The sequence below is a fragment of the Blautia sp. MSK17_66 genome (assembly GCF_020538025.1).
In the GTDB taxonomy this organism is placed as follows: domain Bacteria; phylum Bacillota; class Clostridia; order Lachnospirales; family Lachnospiraceae; genus Blautia_A.
Map to the genome: position 1 here is coordinate 1 of NZ_JAJBNQ010000013.1, position 20,190 is coordinate 20,190.

General features: G+C 44.7%; 16 protein-coding genes. 15 read left to right on the forward strand and 1 reads right to left on the reverse strand.

The annotated features are described in order from the left end of the window. The first annotated feature begins 242 nt into the window (after nucleotides 1–242). The 15 genes from LIR34_RS08210 (at nucleotide 243) to LIR34_RS08280 (ending at nucleotide 19,230) form a co-directional block, all read left to right on the forward strand. Nucleotides 243–1,142, forward strand: a complete 900-nt coding sequence (locus tag LIR34_RS08210; RefSeq protein ID WP_173901791.1) for a diacylglycerol/lipid kinase family protein — start codon at nucleotides 243–245, stop codon at nucleotides 1,140–1,142. A 37-nt stretch (nucleotides 1,143–1,179) separates the two neighbouring features. After that, complete coding sequence (locus LIR34_RS08215) at nucleotides 1,180–3,294, forward strand: glutamine synthetase III family protein (RefSeq protein WP_173901792.1); 2,115 nt, start codon at nucleotides 1,180–1,182, stop codon at nucleotides 3,292–3,294. 18 nt (nucleotides 3,295–3,312) lie between these two features. Continuing rightward, nucleotides 3,313–4,230 carry an AAA family ATPase gene (locus LIR34_RS08220; RefSeq protein ID WP_161284029.1) on the forward strand — a complete coding sequence of 306 codons (918 nt, stop codon included), beginning with the start codon at nucleotides 3,313–3,315 and terminating at the stop codon, nucleotides 4,228–4,230. Continuing rightward, entirely contained in the window at nucleotides 4,223–6,016 is a 1,794-nt protein-coding gene (locus LIR34_RS08225) for a cobaltochelatase CobT-related protein (RefSeq protein ID WP_173901793.1), read from the forward strand. Before LIR34_RS08220 ends, LIR34_RS08225 begins: the two co-directional genes overlap by 8 nt. Before the next feature lie 148 nt (nucleotides 6,017–6,164). Continuing rightward, nucleotides 6,165–8,063, forward strand: coding sequence for an OPT family oligopeptide transporter (locus tag LIR34_RS08230; RefSeq protein ID WP_173901794.1), 1,899 nt, complete (start codon nucleotides 6,165–6,167; stop codon nucleotides 8,061–8,063). Next, nucleotides 8,042–8,443, forward strand: coding sequence for a PqqD family protein (locus tag LIR34_RS08235; protein ID WP_161284032.1), 402 nt, complete (start codon nucleotides 8,042–8,044; stop codon nucleotides 8,441–8,443). Before LIR34_RS08230 ends, LIR34_RS08235 begins: the two co-directional genes overlap by 22 nt. Before the next feature lie 107 nt (nucleotides 8,444–8,550). Beyond that, the gene (locus LIR34_RS08240) at nucleotides 8,551–9,414 is read left to right on the forward strand and encodes a YitT family protein (protein WP_161284033.1); all 864 of its coding nucleotides are present in this window, start codon (nucleotides 8,551–8,553) and stop codon (nucleotides 9,412–9,414) included. A gap of 151 nt (nucleotides 9,415–9,565) precedes the next feature. Continuing rightward, nucleotides 9,566–10,654 (forward strand): PucR family transcriptional regulator, encoded by a 1,089-nt coding sequence (locus LIR34_RS08245; RefSeq protein WP_161284034.1) that lies wholly within the window; start codon nucleotides 9,566–9,568, stop codon nucleotides 10,652–10,654. A gap of 165 nt (nucleotides 10,655–10,819) precedes the next feature. After that, complete coding sequence (ftsE, locus tag LIR34_RS08250; protein WP_161284035.1) at nucleotides 10,820–11,503, forward strand: cell division ATP-binding protein FtsE; 684 nt, start codon at nucleotides 10,820–10,822, stop codon at nucleotides 11,501–11,503. Further along, nucleotides 11,493–12,398, forward strand: coding sequence for a permease-like cell division protein FtsX (ftsX, locus tag LIR34_RS08255; RefSeq protein WP_161284036.1), 906 nt, complete (start codon nucleotides 11,493–11,495; stop codon nucleotides 12,396–12,398). Before ftsE ends, ftsX begins: the two co-directional genes overlap by 11 nt. Before the next feature lie 90 nt (nucleotides 12,399–12,488). After that, the gene (locus LIR34_RS08260) at nucleotides 12,489–13,667 is read left to right on the forward strand and encodes a S41 family peptidase (protein ID WP_173901795.1); all 1,179 of its coding nucleotides are present in this window, start codon (nucleotides 12,489–12,491) and stop codon (nucleotides 13,665–13,667) included. A gap of 87 nt (nucleotides 13,668–13,754) precedes the next feature. Next, nucleotides 13,755–14,624, forward strand: coding sequence for a DegV family protein (locus LIR34_RS08265; protein ID WP_173901796.1), 870 nt, complete (start codon nucleotides 13,755–13,757; stop codon nucleotides 14,622–14,624). 123 nt (nucleotides 14,625–14,747) lie between these two features. Then, the gene (locus tag LIR34_RS08270; RefSeq protein WP_173901797.1) at nucleotides 14,748–16,052 is read left to right on the forward strand and encodes a fibronectin type III domain-containing protein; all 1,305 of its coding nucleotides are present in this window, start codon (nucleotides 14,748–14,750) and stop codon (nucleotides 16,050–16,052) included. A gap of 142 nt (nucleotides 16,053–16,194) precedes the next feature. After that, nucleotides 16,195–17,163 carry a hypothetical protein gene (locus tag LIR34_RS08275; protein ID WP_173901798.1) on the forward strand — a complete coding sequence of 323 codons (969 nt, stop codon included), beginning with the start codon at nucleotides 16,195–16,197 and terminating at the stop codon, nucleotides 17,161–17,163. 249 nt (nucleotides 17,164–17,412) lie between these two features. Next, a complete protein-coding gene (locus tag LIR34_RS08280) occupies nucleotides 17,413–19,230 on the forward strand; it encodes a Na/Pi cotransporter family protein (protein ID WP_173901799.1) in 1,818 nt (605 codons plus the stop codon). Between the two features lie 85 nt (nucleotides 19,231–19,315). Here the strand turns inward: LIR34_RS08280 and LIR34_RS08285 are convergent, their stop codons facing one another. Further along, nucleotides 19,316–20,038 (reverse strand): GntR family transcriptional regulator, encoded by a 723-nt coding sequence (locus LIR34_RS08285; RefSeq protein ID WP_173901800.1) that lies wholly within the window; start codon nucleotides 20,036–20,038, stop codon nucleotides 19,316–19,318. Nucleotides 20,039–20,190 lie beyond the last annotated feature (152 nt).

The following is a 20,190-nucleotide window of genomic DNA, read 5'->3' on the forward strand; positions in this document are numbered from 1 at the left end:
CTAGAGCACACGGTTCATACCCGTGGTGTCGAGGGTTCGAATCCCCCTCTCGCTACTTCAATCCCCTGAATTTCAGGGGATTTTTTTTCTTTATAATCAGAGCAGGCTGCTGTGAACGAAGTGAACAACAACCATAAATTTTTTTGGCGATACCTATAGAAAATTTGCGTCTAGGAATTTCAAAAGTTTTGTTGTATGATATTAAATGCATAAGAATTCAAAAAGAAAGGGGACACCAGACCGTGGGAAAGAAAATGCTCTTTATTTTTAATCCCAAAGCAGGAAAGGGCAAGATCAAAACAAACCTGCTTGATATCGTTGATATTTTCAGCGGACATGATTATGAGATCATTATCCGGGCTACCCAGGCGCCGAAGGATGCCTACCAGAAAGCAAAGGAGTATGCAGACTCTGTCGATCTGATCGTATGCAGCGGAGGAGACGGTACTCTGGATGAAGTGGTTACCGGAATCATGGAGGCGGGAAGTCAGGTACCGATCGGGTATATTCCTGCCGGCAGTACGAATGATTTTGCGAACAGTCTGTTTATGCCGAAAAACATGGTCAAAGCCGCAGAGATGATCATGGAGGAGGAGCTCTATCACTGTGATATCGGCAGATTTAATCAGCAGACATTTGCCTATGTAGCTGCTTTTGGCCTTTTTACAGATGTATCCTACGAGACAGATCAGGATCTGAAGAACGTTCTTGGACATGTGGCATATGTGCTGGAGGGAGTGAAGCGTCTTTTTGACATCAAATCCTATCATATGAAAGTTACTTCAGATGAAATAGAAATAGAGGATGATTTTATTGTTGGAATGGTGACCAATTCCAGATCAGTGGGCGGCTTTAAGAATCTCACCGGTAAGAATGTAGATATGAATGACGGACTCTTTGAGGTGACACTGATCGTAAATCCAAAGAACCCGCTGGAATTACAGGAGATCATTACGGCTCTTGTGATGGCAGAGGATAATACGGATCTTGTACACTCTTTCAAAACAAAGAAACTCCTGATCGAGGCAGAGGAAGAGGTTCCATGGACTCTGGATGGAGAATTTGGCGGTGATCACAGATCGGTGGAGATCGAGAATCATCATAAGGCTCTGAATCTTTATCTTAAGAGCACCAGGGAATAAATAAGCAGAACTATAATGAGAATCAAAGGAGAAAAAAATGTCAGATTATATGAATGTAACAGAAATTTTTGGATGCGATGTATTCAATGACTCTGTTATGGAAGAGAGACTCCCTAAGAAGGTTTACAAGGAACTGAAGAAAACCATTGAGGAAGGCAAGGAACTTTCTCCGGAAGTAGCCGATGTGGTTGCTCACGAGATGAAGGAATGGGCGATCGAGAAGGGTGCAACACATTACAGCCACTGGTTCCAGCCACTGACAGGTGTTACGGCGGAGAAGCATGATGCCTTTATTACCGCACCGAAAGAAAACGGCAAGGTTCTTATGAGTTTTTCCGGTAAGGAACTGGTCAAAGGAGAGTCAGATGCATCTTCTTTCCCGTCAGGTGGACTTCGTGCGACTTTTGAGGCCAGAGGCTATACAGCATGGGACTGTACTTCACCGGCTTTTGTACGCCATGATGCAGCCGGCGGAACTTTATGTATTCCGACAGCATTCTGCTCTTATACAGGCGAAGCACTGGATCAGAAAACACCGCTTCTGCGTTCCATGGAAGCGATCAATGTCCAGGCACTGCGTCTTATCCGACTTTTTGGAAACAAAACCTCAAAGAAAGTAACTCCTTCTGTAGGTGCAGAGCAGGAGTATTTCCTCGTTGATAAAGAGAAATGGCTTCAGAGAAAAGACCTTACATATACAGGAAGAACTCTGTTTGGTGCAATGCCGCCGAAGGGTCAGGAGATGGATGATCACTATCTTGGAACCATCCGCCAGAGAATTTCTGCCTATATGAAAGAGGTCAATGAAGAGTGCTGGAAGCTGGGCGTGACAGCCAAGACACAGCACAATGAGGTTGCTCCGGCACAGCATGAGCTGGCTCCGATCTATGCACCTGCAAACATTGCGGCAGACCATAACCAGATCATGATGCGTATCCTTAAGAAAGTAGCCAGCCGTCATGGTATGCGCTGTCTGCTTCATGAGAAACCGTTTGCAGGAGTAAACGGCTCCGGTAAGCACAACAACTGGTCTCTGACTACAGATGACGGCATCAATCTTCTGGAGCCGGGCAAGACACCGCATGAGAATATTCAGTTTCTGCTTGTCCTGACCTGTATCCTCAAGGCTGTAGATACGCATGCAGATCTGCTCCGTGAATCTGCTGCGGATGTGGGAAATGATCACAGACTTGGCGGCAACGAGGCACCGCCGGCCGTGATTTCCGTATTCCTCGGTGAACAGCTTGGAGATGTCATGGATCAGCTTATCAGCACAGGAACCGCAACACACAGCAAGAAGGGAACCATCCTTGAGACGGGTGTTAAGACACTTCCGGATTTCATGAAGGATGCAACAGACAGAAACCGTACTTCACCGTTTGCCTTTACCGGAAATAAATTTGAATTCCGTATGGTTGGCTCCAGAGATTCTATCTCAGAGTGCAACGTTGTCCTTAATACTATTGCGGCAGAGGCCTTCAAGGAAGCCTGCGACCGTCTCGAGGCTGCCGATGACTTTGATATGGCAGTCCATGATCTGATCAAGGAATATGCGATCGACCATCAGAGAATCGTCTTCAATGGAAACGGATATGCTCCGGAATGGGCCGAAGAAGCAGAACGCCGCGGACTTCCGAATCTGCCGTCCATGGTGGATGCTATTCCGGCACTTACCACACCGAAGGCAGTGAAGCTGTTTGAGACATTCCATGTATTTACGGAAACAGAGCTGCAGTCTCGTGCAGAGATTCAGTATGAAATCTATGCAAAGGCTATTAACATTGAAGCCAAGACTATGATCGACATCGCAACCAAGCAGATCATTCCGGCAGTAATAAAATATACCACAGTGCTGGCTGAGTCCATCAATGCAGTGAAGGCGGCAGGCCCGATCGACGTGAGCGTACAGATGGAGCTTCTTGAGAAATGCAGTGAGCTTCTTAAGAAAACCAGCAGTGCCATGAATGAACTTACCAAAGCTGTTGCAGAAATACCGCAGGTTCCGGAGGGAAGAGAACGTGCTGTATACTGTAAAGATACCGTGACAAAGATCATGGAAGAACTGCGTAAACCGGTTGATGAACTGGAGATGCTGGTTGACAAGGAAATGTGGCCGATGCCTTCTTATGGAGATTTGATTTTTGAAGTATAATTTTTCGGGAGTAGCGAAATGAAAGAATTAGAATTTCTGGAGAAACAAAATGTTTCCCCGGAGCTGATAAAAAGAGCGGAGGAATTCAGACAGGCTTATCCGGTAAAGGATGAAGTGGCAGGAAGAATTATCAGGCCATCGATTCCCTTCTATGGAAAGGAGATCCTGGAGATGGCAATCGCGGCCATCCTTCAGGGTCAGAACCTGCTTCTGACCGGACCGAAGGCAACCGGAAAGAATATTCTGGCTGAGAATCTGGCATATATTTTTAACCGTCCGTCCTACAATGTATCCTTTCATGTAAATACCAGCAGCGGAGACCTGATCGGAACAGATACCTTCGAGGATAATGAGGTGAAGCTTCGGAAGGGAAGTATTTACCGCTGTGCGGAGTATGGCGGATTTGGTATTCTGGATGAGATCAATATGGCCAAAAACGATGCGGTATCTGTGCTCCATGCAACACTGGATTACCGTCGTTCCATTGATGTGCCGGGATATGACAAGATTGACCTTCATCCGGCAGCGAGATTTATCGGAACCATGAACTATGGCTATGCAGGAACCAAGGAACTGAACGAAGCACTGGTTTCCCGTTTCCTTGTCATTGATATGCCTGCACAGACAGAGGAGACGCTTGGCTTTATTTTTAAAGAAATGTTTCCTGATGCGAAGGAAAAAGCAGTGGAACAGTTTGTCGGACTGTTTCTGGATCTCCAGCTCAAGGCACTGAACAGCGAGATTTCCACCAAGGCACTGGATCTTCGTGGACTGCTGGCCGCAATGAGGATCATTAAGGTGGGACTTTCACCGGCTCTTGCTGTGCAGATGGGAGTTGTCAACAAGACCTTTGATATCTTTGAAAAGGAAATCGTAGAGGATGTTGTCCGAACAAGGATTCCGAAAGAATGGACCAGAGAGGATATCTATGAATAGAGAAGAACCACTGGAAATAGAAGACAGCCGGCTGGAACTGGAAAACCGCATCCGCAATCTTCTGTGGACAGTCAGCGGTGATTATAAACTGGATATGAAACCGGATATTTCACTCTTTCTCCGATCGAGGGCGATCGCTCTTTACGACGGAATCAAACAGGGAGCCCTGGCAAGATTTTATGATAAAGATCTTCTGGGGCTTTATCTGGTCAAAAAAGTATTTCTTCAGGCAGGAGAGGGTGAACTGACAGCCGTTGCTCAGCTTTGCATTGAAGAGGCAATCGGAGAAAAAATATGCGAAGAACGTCCGGGGATCCGGAGTATGCAGAGAGAGGCCTTCGAGGATATTCTGGATCAGGAATTTGAGGAGATGCCGTCACAGAAGGATCTCCTTGGAAGGCTGAAGGTTGCTGTTTTGAGGCGAAGACTGGATGGTGGAGAATACAGGGTGGAGCGCAGGATGGTGCCCTTTATGGAGCTTGTGATCCGGGCGGGAAAAGCGAAGGATACCATGGAACTGATCCGGGTGATCGACGAACTGTATAATGCGCTTGTTGATCCGATGTTTGAGAGACTGCACGGAAATCTTGAGCGGGTGCTGGCGGTTACGCTGGAAGAACTGACAGAGTATTCCTGGGAAGATTTTCTCTCAGAAGAAATGTATGAGGAAGCTCTTGAGAGTTATGTGGAACAGCTGACAACCAATATGGTCGGTATGGAAGATCGCTCTGTGACAGAAGAAATGGAAGAAAAACGTCACAAAAAGAAAAATATCACCGTGGTCACGCCGGAGATGCTGGAAAAAGCCTATACTTATGTAGAATTAAATTATGGAAAAACTTATCTCAGTGAAGCGGAGGAAAAAAGGATCAACTATCTGATGTGTCGGGGAGTCCACAGTGACTGCAGCCTTTATTTTACGGAGGGGATCCTTAAGAATCCTGCAAAACGGAATTATCAGTATGAGTATGCAAAACGTCTGAGAAACAAGAATATCTGGCTGTATCATGACAAACACAGGATTGTGAAGAGAAACATTTCCGTATTGACGGATACTCTTCGAAAGTCACTTGTCCTTCGGAGTGAAACGCAGACAGTTCTCTCGGACAGAGGGCAGATCGTTCCGTCCAGGCTCTGGAGGATCGGAAGAAGCCGGGATGCGAAGTTTTTTGAGCAGGAACTAAAAGGTGAGGCATCGGAGTTTGTTGTGGATGTACTGATAGATGCCAGCGGATCGCAGATGAGCCGTCAGGGTGAAGTGGCACTGCAGGCTTATATCATCAGTGAAGCCCTGAGTAATGTGGAAATCCCGCACAGGGTGATGAGCTTTTGTACTTTCTGGGATTATACGATCCTTCACAGGTTCAGGGAGTATGATGATCCGAGAACTGCCAATGAGAATATTTTTAATTACGTAACCTCGTCCAATAACAGAGACGGACTGGCGATCAAGACAGCAGGGTATGGGCTTCTTGCGAGGGAGGAAGAAAAGAAGATCCTGATCGTACTCAGCGACGGAAAGCCGTATGATGTGCTGGTGAACCGTCCAAACGCCAGAAATCCGAAACCTTATCAGGGGCAGGAGGCAATCTCTGATACGGCAACGGAGATACGGCATCTGAGGAATCTGGAAGTCAGTGTTCTGGGAGTATTTGCCGGTGAAGAGAAAGACCTTGCCACTGAGAAAAAGATATTTGGCAAGGACTTTGCTTATATCCGTGATATCAAAAACTTCTCAAAGATTGTCGGAAGGTATCTGACAAAACAGCTTGAAATTGATGGATAATAGATAAGAATATGCATAATTTCTAAAAAATGTTAAATAAATGGGAATAAAATATAAAAAATACATAAAATTACTCTTGCTAATGCCAATGAAGTCGCGTATAATAGATTGAGGTTAATGAACCAAAAAAACAAGGGAGAGGAAAACAATGAACGACAACAAAGAGTTCAAACCGTATATTCCTGCTGAAAAAGTAACAGCAGAAATGACGGTGACATCAGTGATCATGGGTGTCATCCTTGCAATCGTATTCGGTGCTGCTAACGCATACCTCGGACTTCGTGTCGGTATGACTGTTTCTGCATCTATTCCGGCAGCAGTTATTTCTATGGGTGTTATCCGTGTCATCATGAAGAAAAACTCCATTCTGGAGAGCAACCTGGTACAGACCATCGGTTCTGCCGGTGAGTCACTTGCAGCAGGTGCTATTTTCACAATGCCTGCTCTTTTTTTATGGGCAGAAGAAGGTCTGTGTGACAAACCAAGTCTGGTTGAGATCACTCTGATCGCACTTTGCGGTGGTATCCTTGGCGTACTTTTCATGGTACCGCTTCGTAACGCTCTGATCGTAAAAGAGCATGCAACACTGCTTTATCCGGAAGGAACTGCCTGCGCAGATGTACTTCTTGCCGGTGAAGAGGGTGGTGCTAACGCATCTACTGTATTCTCAGGTATGGGACTTGCAGCAGTATTCAAATTCGTAGTTGATGGTCTGAAGGTGATTCCGGCAGACGTTTCTGCAGCATTTACATCTTTTAAGGGTGAAATTGGTATGGAAGTATATCCGGCACTTCTCGGTGTTGGCTATATTGTAGGACCTCGTATCGCATCTTTCATGTTCGTAGGTTCTATCGTTGGATGGATGGTTATTATTCCTATGATCTGCCTGTTTGGACCAGACACATGGTTGTATCCGGCTGATCCGGGTGTAACTATTTCCCAGCTGTATGCAGCTGGAGGAGCAGCAGCAATCTGGAGCAAATATGTTAAATATATCGGTGCAGGTGCTATCGCTACCGGTGGTATCATTTCCCTGATCAAATCCATGCCGCTGATCATCAGCACATTCCGTGATTCTATGAAAGATCTTAAAGGCGGTTCCGTTAAAGGAACAGCAAGAACTGACAGAGATCTTCCGATGAACTTCATCCTGATCGGTATCGTTGCAATGGTAGTGATTATCTGGGCAGTACCGGCTATCCCGGTTAATCCGCTCGGAGCACTCCTCATTGTAATCTTCGGATTCTTCTTTGCAACAGTATCTTCACGTATGGTAGGTATGATCGGTAGCTCCAACAACCCGGTTTCCGGTATGGCAATCGCTACACTTCTGATTTCTACAATAGTGATCAAGAGTAGTGGACAGACTGGAATTGATGGTATGAAAGCAGCAATCGCAATCGGTTCCGTAATCTGTATCATCGCAGCTATCGCTGGTGATACTTCTCAGGACCTTAAGACAGGATACCTTCTTGGTGCAACTCCTAAGACACAGCAGATCGGTGAGCTGATCGGTGTTGTTGCTTCCGGTCTTGCAATCGGTGGTGTTCTGTATCTTCTGGATGCAGCATGGGGATACGGCGGAGCAGAAGTTCCGGCGCCACAGGCAGGCCTGATGAAGATGATCGTTGAGGGTATCATGGGTGGAAATCTTCCATGGGCACTCGTATTCATCGGTGTATTCCTTGCAATCGGTATGGAAATCTTAAGAATTCCGGTAATGCCTTTCGCAATCGGTCTTTACCTTCCAATCTACCTGAACGCAACTATCATGATCGGTGGTGTTGTTCGTATGTTTATGGATGGCAGAAAGAACGTTGATGAAAAAACAAAGAACGATCAGGTTACAGATGGTACACTGTACTGTGCTGGTATGATCGCCGGAGAAGGTCTGGTAGGTATCGCACTTGCTATCCTTGCAGTTGCTGGTATCAGCCTGGATGTATCCGGAGTTGTTAACTTTGGCAATATCGGTGGTGTTGTTCTCATGATCATCATGATTCTGACACTGCTGAAATTCTCCTTATGGAAAAAGAAAAAAGCCTGATGAGAAAACAGAATAAAAAAAGCAAAAAACAAAATATGGATATCAACTACCTGGATCTGATTCCGGTAAGATCCGAAGAACTTCACTGGCATAAGGATATCAAGGGCAGAGTGATACTGGATGTTGAGAATACAGGGCTTTTTAACAAAATTGCTCAGAATTTGTTCAACAAACCACAGTACACCAAAGTTCATCTGGACGCTCAGGGGACATTTATCTGGCCACTGATCGATGGAAAGCGTACCGTGGAAGATATTGCAGCTCTGGTAAAAGAAGAATTTGGAGATGCAGCAGAACCGCTGTATCCGAGAATCATCAAATATTTCCAGATTGTTGAGAGCTATCATTTTATTAAATTTGCAAATCAGCCTTCCAAATAGGGCAGACTAAGAACGGGAAACAGTTAAATCGCTGTGTCCCGTTCTTTTGGGTTAAGGGATACTTTATCACAGTACAGCGACAGGGGAGTAGAAGGGAGAACTTTAGGATGAAGATTACAGGCAAAAAACCATGGTATCTGGAATACCTGCTGATCATCATAGGAACCGGTCTGATGGCGACAGCAATTACTTCCTGTTTTGATGCGGCAGGAATGGTAACCGGTGGATTTTCGGGCATTGCGATCATTGTTAAAGCAGGAACAAAGGGTTTATATGGAAATGGGGTTCCACTTTGGGTTACAAACCTTGTGCTGAATGTTCCTGTGTTTATTCTTGCAGCGAAGATAAAGGGATTTTCATTTGTAAAAAAAGCTCTGATGGGAGATATCTCTCTGACAGTGTGGCTGGCAGTTCTGCCGGCATGGAAGCTGTCAGAAGATATTTTTCTGGCAGCGTTATATGGAGGCATCCTGCAGGGTGTGGGAATCGGCCTTGTGTTCCTTGGGGGAGGAACGACAGGAGGAACCGATCTTCTCGCAGCTATCATCCAGAAATATATGAAACATTATTCTATTGCACAGGTCATGCAGTTTGTTGACGGAGCGGTTGTAGTTGCCGGTATGTATGTGTTTGGCGTGGAACGTGCGCTTTATGCGATCATCGCAGTATATCTGGTGACAAAAGTATCAGACGGGATCATCGCAGGTCTTAAGTTTTCAAAGGCTGTTTATATCATTACCGACAAACCTGATGAAGTTTCCAGAATGGTCATGGAGGATATAGATCGTGGAATTACAGGAATCCGGGCAAAAGGAATGTACTCCGGCAATGATAAGCTGATGCTTTTCTGCGTGGTCGGAAAGAAGGAACTGGTCCATCTCAAGGAAATGATCGATGAGATCGATCCGAAGGCTTTTGTGATCGTGGGAGACGCAAGAGAGGTTCACGGCGAAGGTTTCATCGAAAAATAGCAAAAAATAGCAAAAACTAACAAAAAAACTGTAAAAAAGTTGTGTTTTCCTCTTTTATTTTTGGTGATTTTATATTAAAATAGAGTAAATATACAGGTAGTATGGGGATAGCAAGAGAAAACGCACAATAAGCGAGAAGGGATGTAGGCAGATGATATCAAATCAGGTACTTCAGAATACACTGGAGGGATTAAAGGAAATATCCAGGACAGAATTCTGTATTATTGACACAGAGGGAAAGGTGCTCGCAACAACATTTTCAGATTTTTCGATACAGCCGGGAGACATACAGGCATTTGTGGAATCTCAGGCAGACAGTCAGCTTGTAAAGGGATTCCAGTATTTTAAGGTCTGTGATGACTATCAGCTGGAATATGTTCTGGTTGCTCATGGAGATGATGAGGACACATATATGATTGGAAAGCTGGCTGCATTCCAGATTCAGAATCTGATCGTCGCATACAAGGAACGTTTTGATAAGGACAGTTTTATCAAGAATCTTCTTCTGGACAATCTGCTTCTGGTGGACATCTACAACAGAGCAAAGAAGCTTCATATTGACGCAGATGTTCGTCGTGCAGTTATGATTCTGGAACTTTCACAGGAGAAGGATCACAGCTCTATGGAGAATGTGAAGAGCTTCTTTGGCGGCAAGAGCAAGGATTTCATCACAGCAGTTGATGAGAAGAGTATTATCATTGTCAAGGAACTTGAAGAGGGAGAGAGCTATGCGGATCTGGATAAGCTGTCTCATGCAATCCTTGATACACTTGGACTGAATCAGAATGAGGAAACTCATATCGCATATGGAACGATCGTAAATGAGCTGAAGGAAGTTTCCCGTTCTTATAAGGAAGCGAGAATGGCACTTGATGTAGGCAAGATTTTCTTCGGAGATAAGGATGTTATCGCATACAGTTCTCTTGGTATCGGACGTCTGATCTATCAGCTTCCGATTCCTCTTTGCAAGATGTTTATCAAGGAGATTTTTGAGAATAAATCACCGGATGATTTCGATGAGGAAACTCTGGTGACCATTGATAAGTTCTTTGAGAACAGTCTCAATGTTTCCGAGACATCCAGACAGCTTTATATTCACAGAAATACTCTGGTATATCGTCTGGATAAGCTTCAGAAGAGTACAGGGCTTGATCTTCGCGTATTTGAAGATGCGATCACATTCAAGATCGCACTGATGGTTGTACGTTACATGAAGTACATGGAGACCCTTGAGTACTAAAACAATGAAAATTTTATGAATTCAACAAAAATACTTGCATTCTGCCAGAAGATATGTTACAACAATGTTACAAAACATTAAATTATTTATGCAGCAGAATGCATACAGTGCTGCCGGAGATTCTGGCAGCATTTTTTTGCTTTGTAGTGTAAGGAGGAGGAACAGATGATTGATCTGATAGATGTGAGCAAATCATATGGTAAGGGCCTTCCGGCCGTGAATCATGTGAACCTGCATGTTGATAAAGGTGAATTTGTATTTGTTGTAGGAAGCAGCGGATCCGGTAAATCAACCCTGATCAAGCTTCTTATGAAGGAGCTGGACTGTACGAGCGGTCAGCTGATCGTAAGCGGAGAGCGTCTCGAAAAGATGAAACACCGCCGCGTGGCAAGATATCGTCGTAAGCTGGGCGTTGTCTTTCAGGATTTCAGACTTCTGAAGGACAGAAATGTCTATGAGAATGTAGCTTTTGCACAGCGAGTAATCGGAAGACCGACCAAGGTAATCCGTAAGCGTGTGCCGGAGGTATTACAGGAGGTAGGACTTGCGGAGAAATATAAATCCTTCCCGGATGAACTGTCTGGTGGAGAGCAGCAGAGAGTTGCCCTTGCACGAGCTCTGGTAAACCGCCCGGATATTCTTCTTGCGGATGAGCCGACAGGAAACCTTGATCCGAAGACTTCCGAGGAGATCATGAAGCTTCTGGAGCAGATCAATGAGAAGGGTACGACCGTGGTGGTAGTAACCCATAATAAAGAAATCGTCAATGCAATGAAGAAACGTGTACTTACAATGCATGACGGAGTCATTATCAGTGATGAAAAAGAGGGAGGATATCATGAGGCCTAGTACGATCTGGTATACTCTGAAACAGGGTATCATAAACATAAAGAGAAACTGGATGTTTTCTCTGGCATCCATCCTTACCATGGCTGCCTGTATTTTTCTGGTAGGAGTTTTTTATTCTCTGGTAACAAATGTTGACAATATTGCACACAAGGTAGAGCAGGAGGTTCCGGTTACAGTATTCTTTGATGAGGGAACCACCCAGGAACAGATGGAAGAGGTCGGCAATCTGATCCAGGCACGGCCGGAGGTTGAGCGCATCGAGTTTGAATCCGCAGAGCAGGCATGGGAGAATTTTAAAGATCAGTATTTCCAGGGTTCCGATGCGGCAAACGGTTTCAGGGATGATAACCCGCTGGTCAACTCAGCAAACTATCATGTGTATCTGAATCAGATTGAGAAGCAGACTGAGCTGGTTTCTTACATACAGGGCCTTGAACATGTGCGCGAGGTAAACCAGTCGGAAAAAGCGGCCAACACACTTGGAAACTTTAATAAACTGGTATCCTACGCATCTATGATCATCATTGCGATTCTGCTGATCATTTCCATTTTCCTGATCAGCAATACTGTTTCGGTCGGTATTGCAGTCCGCAAGGAGGAGATCGGGATCATGAAATATATCGGTGCAACAGATGGCTTTGTACGTGCACCGTTCCTTCTGGAAGGTATGGTGCTTGGACTGATCGGCGCGGCAATCCCGCTTACAGTATTATATTTCCTGTATAATACTACAGTAGAATATATTCTGACACGCTTCAATGTGCTTACAGGAGTAGTGGATTTTATCCCGGTATGGAAAGTGTATCAGACACTGCTGCCTATGGGGCTGGCACTCGGCATTGGAATCGGTCTGATTGGAAGCTTTCTGACTTCAAGGAAGCATTTAAGAGTATAAAATAAGAACATCTGATATGCGGTATATGGACTCATCCTTAAGGGCAGGAGTCATATGCCGCATATCTTATTTTGGGGAAAGGCGGACAAAATGAAACATGGGACATATGTAAAAGGCGTAGCAACAGGTGTTATTCTGACAGTGCTGGCAGGAGGCGGGATCAAGGCGGTGCAGTATTGCCGCTCGGATGAAATCCTTTCAGATCTGGCTTTTACACAGAAAATAAAATATCTGGAAAATATGATCGATGAGGAATATCTGGGAGAGATCAGTACGGATAAGCTGGAGGAAGGTGTTTATGCCGGACTGATTTACGGACTGGGAGATGTGTATTCCAGATATTATACAAAAGATGAGTATGAGCAGGAGTCGGTTACTACAGAAGGATCTTATGTGGGTATCGGAGTTGCCATGCAGAAATATACAGCCGGTGGTGTACAGATCGTAGAATGCTATAAGGGAAGCACGGCGGAAGAAGCTGGGGTCAAAGTGGATGATGTGATCACGGCGATCAACGGAGAGGATATTACAGATACGGAATTACAGGATGTTGTTTCCATGATAAAGGACAATGAGGATAAAGATGTTGTTCTTACGGTTCAGAGAAAGGGAGAAGACACACAGGAGATTACAGTGAAGGTAAGCAATGTGGAACTTCCGTCTGTTTTTGGCGAGATGTTGGACGAAAATACGGGTTACATCCAGATTACAGAGTTTAAGGGTGTGACAGTGGAACAGTATGAGGAGGTTTTTGCAGACCTCAAAGAGCAGGGAATGGAAAGACTGGTCGTTGATCTTCGCGATAATCCGGGAGGACTTCTGAATGTTGTCTGCGATATTCTCAGAGACATTCTTCCAGAGGGTCTGATCGTTTATACGGAGGACAAAAATGGAAACCGGAGTGAGGAAACCTGCGATGGCAAAAACCCTCTGGATATGCCGCTGGCAGTACTTGTCAACGGAAACAGTGCCAGTGCATCAGAAATTTTTGCAGGTGCTGTCAAAGACTATGGGCTTGGAACGATTGTCGGAACCACTACATATGGAAAAGGTGTGGTGCAGTCGATCAGACAGCTCAGTGATGGAAGTGCGGTGAAACTGACGATAGCCAATTATTATACACCGAAGGGAAATTCCATCAACAAGACCGGGATCCGGCCGGATGTAGAGGTGGAACTTTCTCCGGAGCTTCTGAATCAGGAAGAGATCACACATGAAGAGGACAATCAGCTTCAGGCGGCATTAAACAGCCTGAATACGAAAAATTAAGTGGTGCAGAGATTGACGGTGTGTTAAAATAAAAAGGATAATAAAATTACAGCCTGAAACAAGGTGGGATGCCGGAAAGGACCAGCTATGAATAATTATGTTATTACCACGGACAATAATGCCGATCTTCCAGAAGAATTTTACAAAGAGCATCAGATCGGATGCACATATTTCAGTTACACTCTGGATGGAAAAGAATATACAAAGGAAAACTTTCTCCCGGTAGAGGAGTTCTACAGCAAAATGCGTGCAGGAAGCATGCCGACAACTTCACAGGTGAATCCGGAAAGGGTCAGAGCACTCTTTGAGCCATATCTTAAGGAGGGAAAGGATATCCTTCATATCGCGTTTTCTTCCGGACTCAGTGGAACCTTTAACAGCTGTCGTATCGCAGCACAGGAACTGATGGAGGAGTATCCGGAGAGAAAGATCCGGGTTGTAGATTCCCTGGCCGCTTCTCTGGGACAGGGGCTTCTGGTTTATCTGGCACAGCGCCGCAAGGAAGAGGGGGCTGACTTCGACAGCGTTGCTCAGTGGACAGAAGAACATAAAAAAAATATCGTACATCTTTTTACCGTAGATGATCTGAATCATCTTTATCGTGGAGGGCGTGTGTCCCGGACAACAGCAATCCTTGGCGGAATGCTGAATATCAAGCCAATCCTGCATGTGGATGACGAGGGCAAACTGATTCCGATAGGAAAGGTGCGAGGAAGAAAGAAATCACTTCTTGAACTGGTGACACTGATGGATACCAAGATCGGAAGCTATGCGAAATCCTGCGATACGATCTTTATCAGTCATGGTGACTGTCGTGAGGAGGCGGAATTTCTTGCGGCAAAAGTAAAAGAAAAATATCATATCACAACAGAACTGATCAATGATGTCGGTGCAGTGATCGGAGCACATTCCGGACCGGGGACAATGGCATTATTTTTTGTAGGCGATGTAAGATAAATGTAACAAATTTAAAAAAAACGTAAAATATGCTTGCCTTTTTCAGGAAAGTTTATTACAATATTCTATGGTACAAAATAGAAACCAAACTTGTGGGGTATTGGAAAGGAACAGAATATGAAAATGGCAGGGATACATAAACGATGTAAGATGTACGGACTTTCAGTGCTGTTGATGCTTATGATGCTGCTGGGGAGCGGGATATCTGTAAATGCGGCATCATCCGGTATTGCAAAGCAGACAGTCAGGACAGCTGTGGCTTCTTCCGGAACGCAGGCAATAAGAATCCAGTGGAATAAGGTTTCTGGTGCGAATGGCTATATCATATATCGACGGGAGTCTCAGAGAAAACCCTATAAGATATATCGCAAGATAACATCAGGAAGTACAACGACCTATCTGGACAGAAATCTTCCGGGGGCAAAGGTATACCAGTACGCAGTACGGGCATATTGCAAAGAAAAAGGTAAGAATGTTTTAAGTAAATATACTTCCGTTCTTGGGGCAACCAGACCATCTGGCACAACCGCAACGGTCCAGGCAGTTTCCAGTAACCAGGTAAATGTTTCCTGGAAGGCTGTGAACAGAGCAGATGGCTATCGCATTTACAGGCAGCTGGGTGGTAAGTGGAGTCTTGTAGCGGATGTGGATGCTTCCAAAACATCTTACGCAGACAAAACTGCAGCGTCAAATACCAGATATATATATACTGTAAGAGCCTATAAGAAGGCTGGTAATGTCAAGTATCTCGGTGTTCTGAAGAAGAGCAACGCAGTGACGACACCAAAGAAATCTGTTTCAGGTTCGAAGTTCACCAGTGCTCAGAAGGAAGTAATGAAAAAAATCCTCTATGCTGTGGAAACAGGCGGACAGATTTATGGAAATCAGAGATATGATGATTTCACAGAAGCCTACACCAACAGCAAGGCAGAGCATGCGATCACGATCGGTGCAGGTCAGTGGTATGCGACAGAGGCACAGCGACTTCTGAAACTGATCCATACAACAAGCCCGGAAACTTATAAGCAATATGATCCAAAGAATTATGTATGGAATGATGTTGTGAACAAAGACTGGTCAACCTATAAGTTATCCAAGAAATCCGGAAGAGCAAAGATCATCGTAAATCTGATCAAATCACCGGCAGGTATTAAATGCCAGGATTATCTGATGTATAAGCAGATCGAGGAATACGAAGAAGAAGTACGTGCACTTGGGGTAACGGATGCAAGAGCAGTGGGCGAGTGCATCAACATCCGCCATCATGGAGGATATGGCTCTGTGACCAGAGTACTTGGCAAAACAAAAGGCGGTTATACGCTTGACAATATTTATAAGGCAATGAGCACAGATACAGGAAATCAGGTAGGAACTTATAAGAATCGCCAGAAGAAAGTATATGCCTGGCTCAAGGCTTACATGAACTAAATAAGATATCACGAAATGACTGGCTTTTATGAAAGGCCGGTCATTTTTTTCGAGAAATATCGTTGCGTGAAAGAGAAGATAAATGCTATAATATACGCAGACTGAACGCCTTTGAGGGGCGGAGAGATACGAGGAGAAAAAAATGATCCTGACAGAAGATAAAACTTATACAATATCGCTGGAAACAGAGGACAACAGCAGTGACAGTGTGCTGATAAACAAGACTATAGAGCTGGAGTTTTCAAATAAGGAACTCCTTCATTCGATCATTACCTGCGGGATGCCGATCCAGAGACTGACGGCACTCTATCCTGAGAAACGCAGAATGGAAGCAATTTATAAACTTTTTCTGGTGGAGACAGCGCTGGAGACAGAAGGCGACAGACTCAAAAAGGCCAAAAAGATCGCCTATCTGGATTCTTCGGAGAAAAGTGTGATTTCCTATTATATGGGTATGTTTCTGACAAAGATGATCAGCAATCGTCTGTACGATGTTGATTATCTGACACATCTGAGTCTGATCCATGCACCACAGCAGGAGGAATTTATTGATTTCTTTGCAAGTGAATGGAGACAGGAGATGATCGGTCGCAGATCCGGCGAGGAGAACTGGAGCGTGTGGGAAGCCAAGGGAGGCAGTAATCGCCGTGAGCAGGCACTTAAGAAGGGAGCACAGCAGCTGGAGGCGATCGGTACAGTGAATGGTGCAGAACCGGATCCCGGAGTTGTATGCATGACCTATTATGATCATGGATATCTGTGCGGGATTTTAAGAGAACCGGCCTGCGATGCAAAGGGAGAGCAGGTTGCATTCACACAGAAAGAGTTTTACAGAGCGTATTATGAACCGATATGTGAGCTGTTTCTGGATAAGGAAAGCGGTCTGAGTCTTCATGGTGCGAATGCAGAGATCGCACTGACGGTCCCGTATTTTTCTGAGAAGCATGAAGAACCGGAGGAACGTAAGATTCGGATCGGAATTTCACGCAAATTACTGCAGGCACTGATGGAGGAGGACTATTCTCTGGCTTTCAAACTTGCAGGAGAGCACTCAGAGACAGAATGCCCGAAGGGAGCATATCTGGGAGCGGATGGGATCTATATCCGATAAATCAGAATAGAGTCGTTGAAATGGCTGTGGATTTTATTCATTTCGCACAAAATATTCCTCCCGGAACAAAATCCGGGAGGCTTTTTTGATATAAAATTAATCAAATATTGTAATCAGCTCGCGAATATGGCATAATAAATAAGGCAATGTTAAAACTAAGAGAAAAGAAAGTTAAGAAAACGTAAAAAACAGAAGGTGTCGGTTCTGCACAGACTCATGCAGAGCGAAAAGACAACAGAGGAGAAACTTATGGCAATATTTTCAATGGTCTTATCTTTACTCTCAGGAGTAGCACTATTTTTGTTTGGAATGTCTCTGATGGGCGATGGCCTGAAGCTGGTAGCAGGAAATAAGCTGGAGGCATTTCTGTATCGTATGACCAACACTCCGCTGAAGGGAGTTGCACTGGGAACTTGTGTTACCAGTGTGATCCAGTCTTCCTCAGCAACAACGGTAATGGTTATTGGCTTTGTAAACTCCGGTATGATGAAACTGAAACAGGCGATTGGTATCATCATGGGTGCCAACATCGGAACCAGTATTACAGGATGGATTCTTTGTCTTTCCTATATTAAGGGATCCGGCGGGATCGCGAGTATTCTTTCCACAGCAACGATCTCAGCAGTAGTAGCGGTGATTGGTATCATCCTCCGTATGTTCTGCAAACGGTCTGTACATAAGAACATCGGAAATATCATGCTTGGTTTTTCTATCCTTATGACAGGAATGCAGATGATGAGTGGTGCTGTGTCACCTCTGCGTGAGAGTGAAGTATTTATTGATATGCTGACAATGTTCTCCAACCCGATCGCGGGTATTCTGGTAGGTATTCTGTTTACCGCAGTACTTCAGAGTGCATCAGCGACAGTTGGTGTACTGCAGGCACTTTCTGTAACTGGTATCCTGACTTTTGCAAGTGCATTTCCGATTGTACTTGGTATCGGTGTCGGTGCGGCCTGTCCGGTTCTGATCTCTGCGATTGGAGCGAATAAGAATGGCAAGAGAACAGCACTGATCTACTTGATGAATGACCTGTTTGGTCTGATTTTGTGGTCCGTGATCTTTTACACAGTCAATGCAGTCGTTCATTTCGAATTTATGGATATGATCATGACTCCTGTAACCATTGCAGCTCTGAATACCGTATTCCGTGTGGCAACAGTTGTGGTTCTGTTCCCATTTATTCCGAAGCTTGAGAAACTGGTATGTTATCTGGTCAAAGACAGTGCTGAGGAACTGGAGGATGAGGCAGACTTTGACCTCCTTGAGGAGCGTCTGATTAACTATCCGGCACTTGCCATCGGTCAGTGCCACCGTGCAATGAACGGAATGTCCAAGAAGCTGCGTAAGAATGTCAACAGAGCGATGAACCTTCTGAATGATTATCAGCAGGATAAATATGACAAGGTTCAGCGTAAGGAAGACCTGATCGACAAGTACGAGAGTCGTCTTGGAGATTATCTGATCCAGCTTACCAAGCGTGAGATGAATACAGCACAGACAAGACAGGTTTCCCTGTATCTTCATACGATCAATGACTTTGAGAGAATCGGGGATCATGCATCTTACATTGCACATATGGCCAATGAAATGCATGACAATCATACACAGTTTTCCCAGGCAGCCTGGGATGAACTGAACATCGTTATGGAGGCAGTTCGTGAGGAGATCAATGTGACCTGCAATGCCTTTATGAAAGATGACAGAGAGGCAGCACAGAGAGTGGCTCCTCTGGGAGCGGTCATCACGAACCTCTGTGATGAACTCAAGATGCATCATGTCGCACGACTCAGCAAGGGCGATTGTGGTCTGGAAGAAGGAACGGTATTCAATGATATCCTGAATAGCTTCGGCCGTATCGCAGCACACTGTGCAAGTGCTATGATGGCGCTTATGAAGAGTGGAGAAGAAGACCCGGATCTTCATATCCATGATTCCAAGGTTTATCCGACAGACACAGCGGAATACTACTCATACTTCAATGAATACAGACAGAAGTACGATATTGATGTTATGGGAAATGGCGGGAACCATGTCGTGAGCATGGAGCCGGAAGAAGTAGAATAATGGCATAACAAAAAGTACAGAACAGACATTTCGTCTGTCCTGTACTTTTTTTCTGTAACAGGATATTATTTGCAAGGGAAATGGGTCAGAAGGATATGGTATAGCGGGAGCCGGCAATATATTCACGGCTGATGTATAAAGGTTCTCCCTTTGGAGTCTGCATGTAGGAATCAAGTATCATCAGTGGATCTCCCGGTGAAAGATTTAAAGTCTGCGCCATATCTGCTGATGCAACCGTAACAGAAACCGTACTTCTGCTGGAAGCGGCAATGGAATATCTGTAAGTAGACTTCAGATATTCAAAAAAAGATCCATTTTCCACAGCATCTGGATCAAAATTCGGAAAAAGCCGTACTGGAAGCCAGGTATGTACATCAATAACAGGGATTTCATCAGCCAGAAGAAGTCTCTCCAGGAAAAAAACTTCCTCATCAGAGGCAAGTTTGAGAAAATCAGAAGTTATGCTATCCGAAGCTTTCCGGCAGAAGGTCAGCACATGAGAATGGGGAACCCGTCCATTCTGACGGCAGGATTCAGAAAAACTCATGTTTTTTTGAGTCTCAAACTTGCGGAAGATCATAGGAGACTTCACGAAAGTTCCCTTTCCCTGATGTTTGATAAGATACCCCTGGGTACAAAGTTCCTCAACGGTTCGCCGCACAGTGATCCTGCTGACCTGATAAAGTTCTGCTAGTTCTGGTTCTGTGGGGATTTTTTCTCCAGGTTTGTATGTTCCGTTTTTGATCTGGCTGGCAATGATATCCATAAGCTGTTTATAAAGAGGCTGAATTGAATTTTTATTTAACATGAAAAGAATCCTTTCTGATGATGTTCACAATCAGTATTTTACTATAGTACGGATGTATTTGTCCAGTGAGATACAGGATCCGGAGGGCTTTTCATCAGGAAAACATGAATAATTACTCACAAATAATGAATATACTCTTTACTATAACGTTA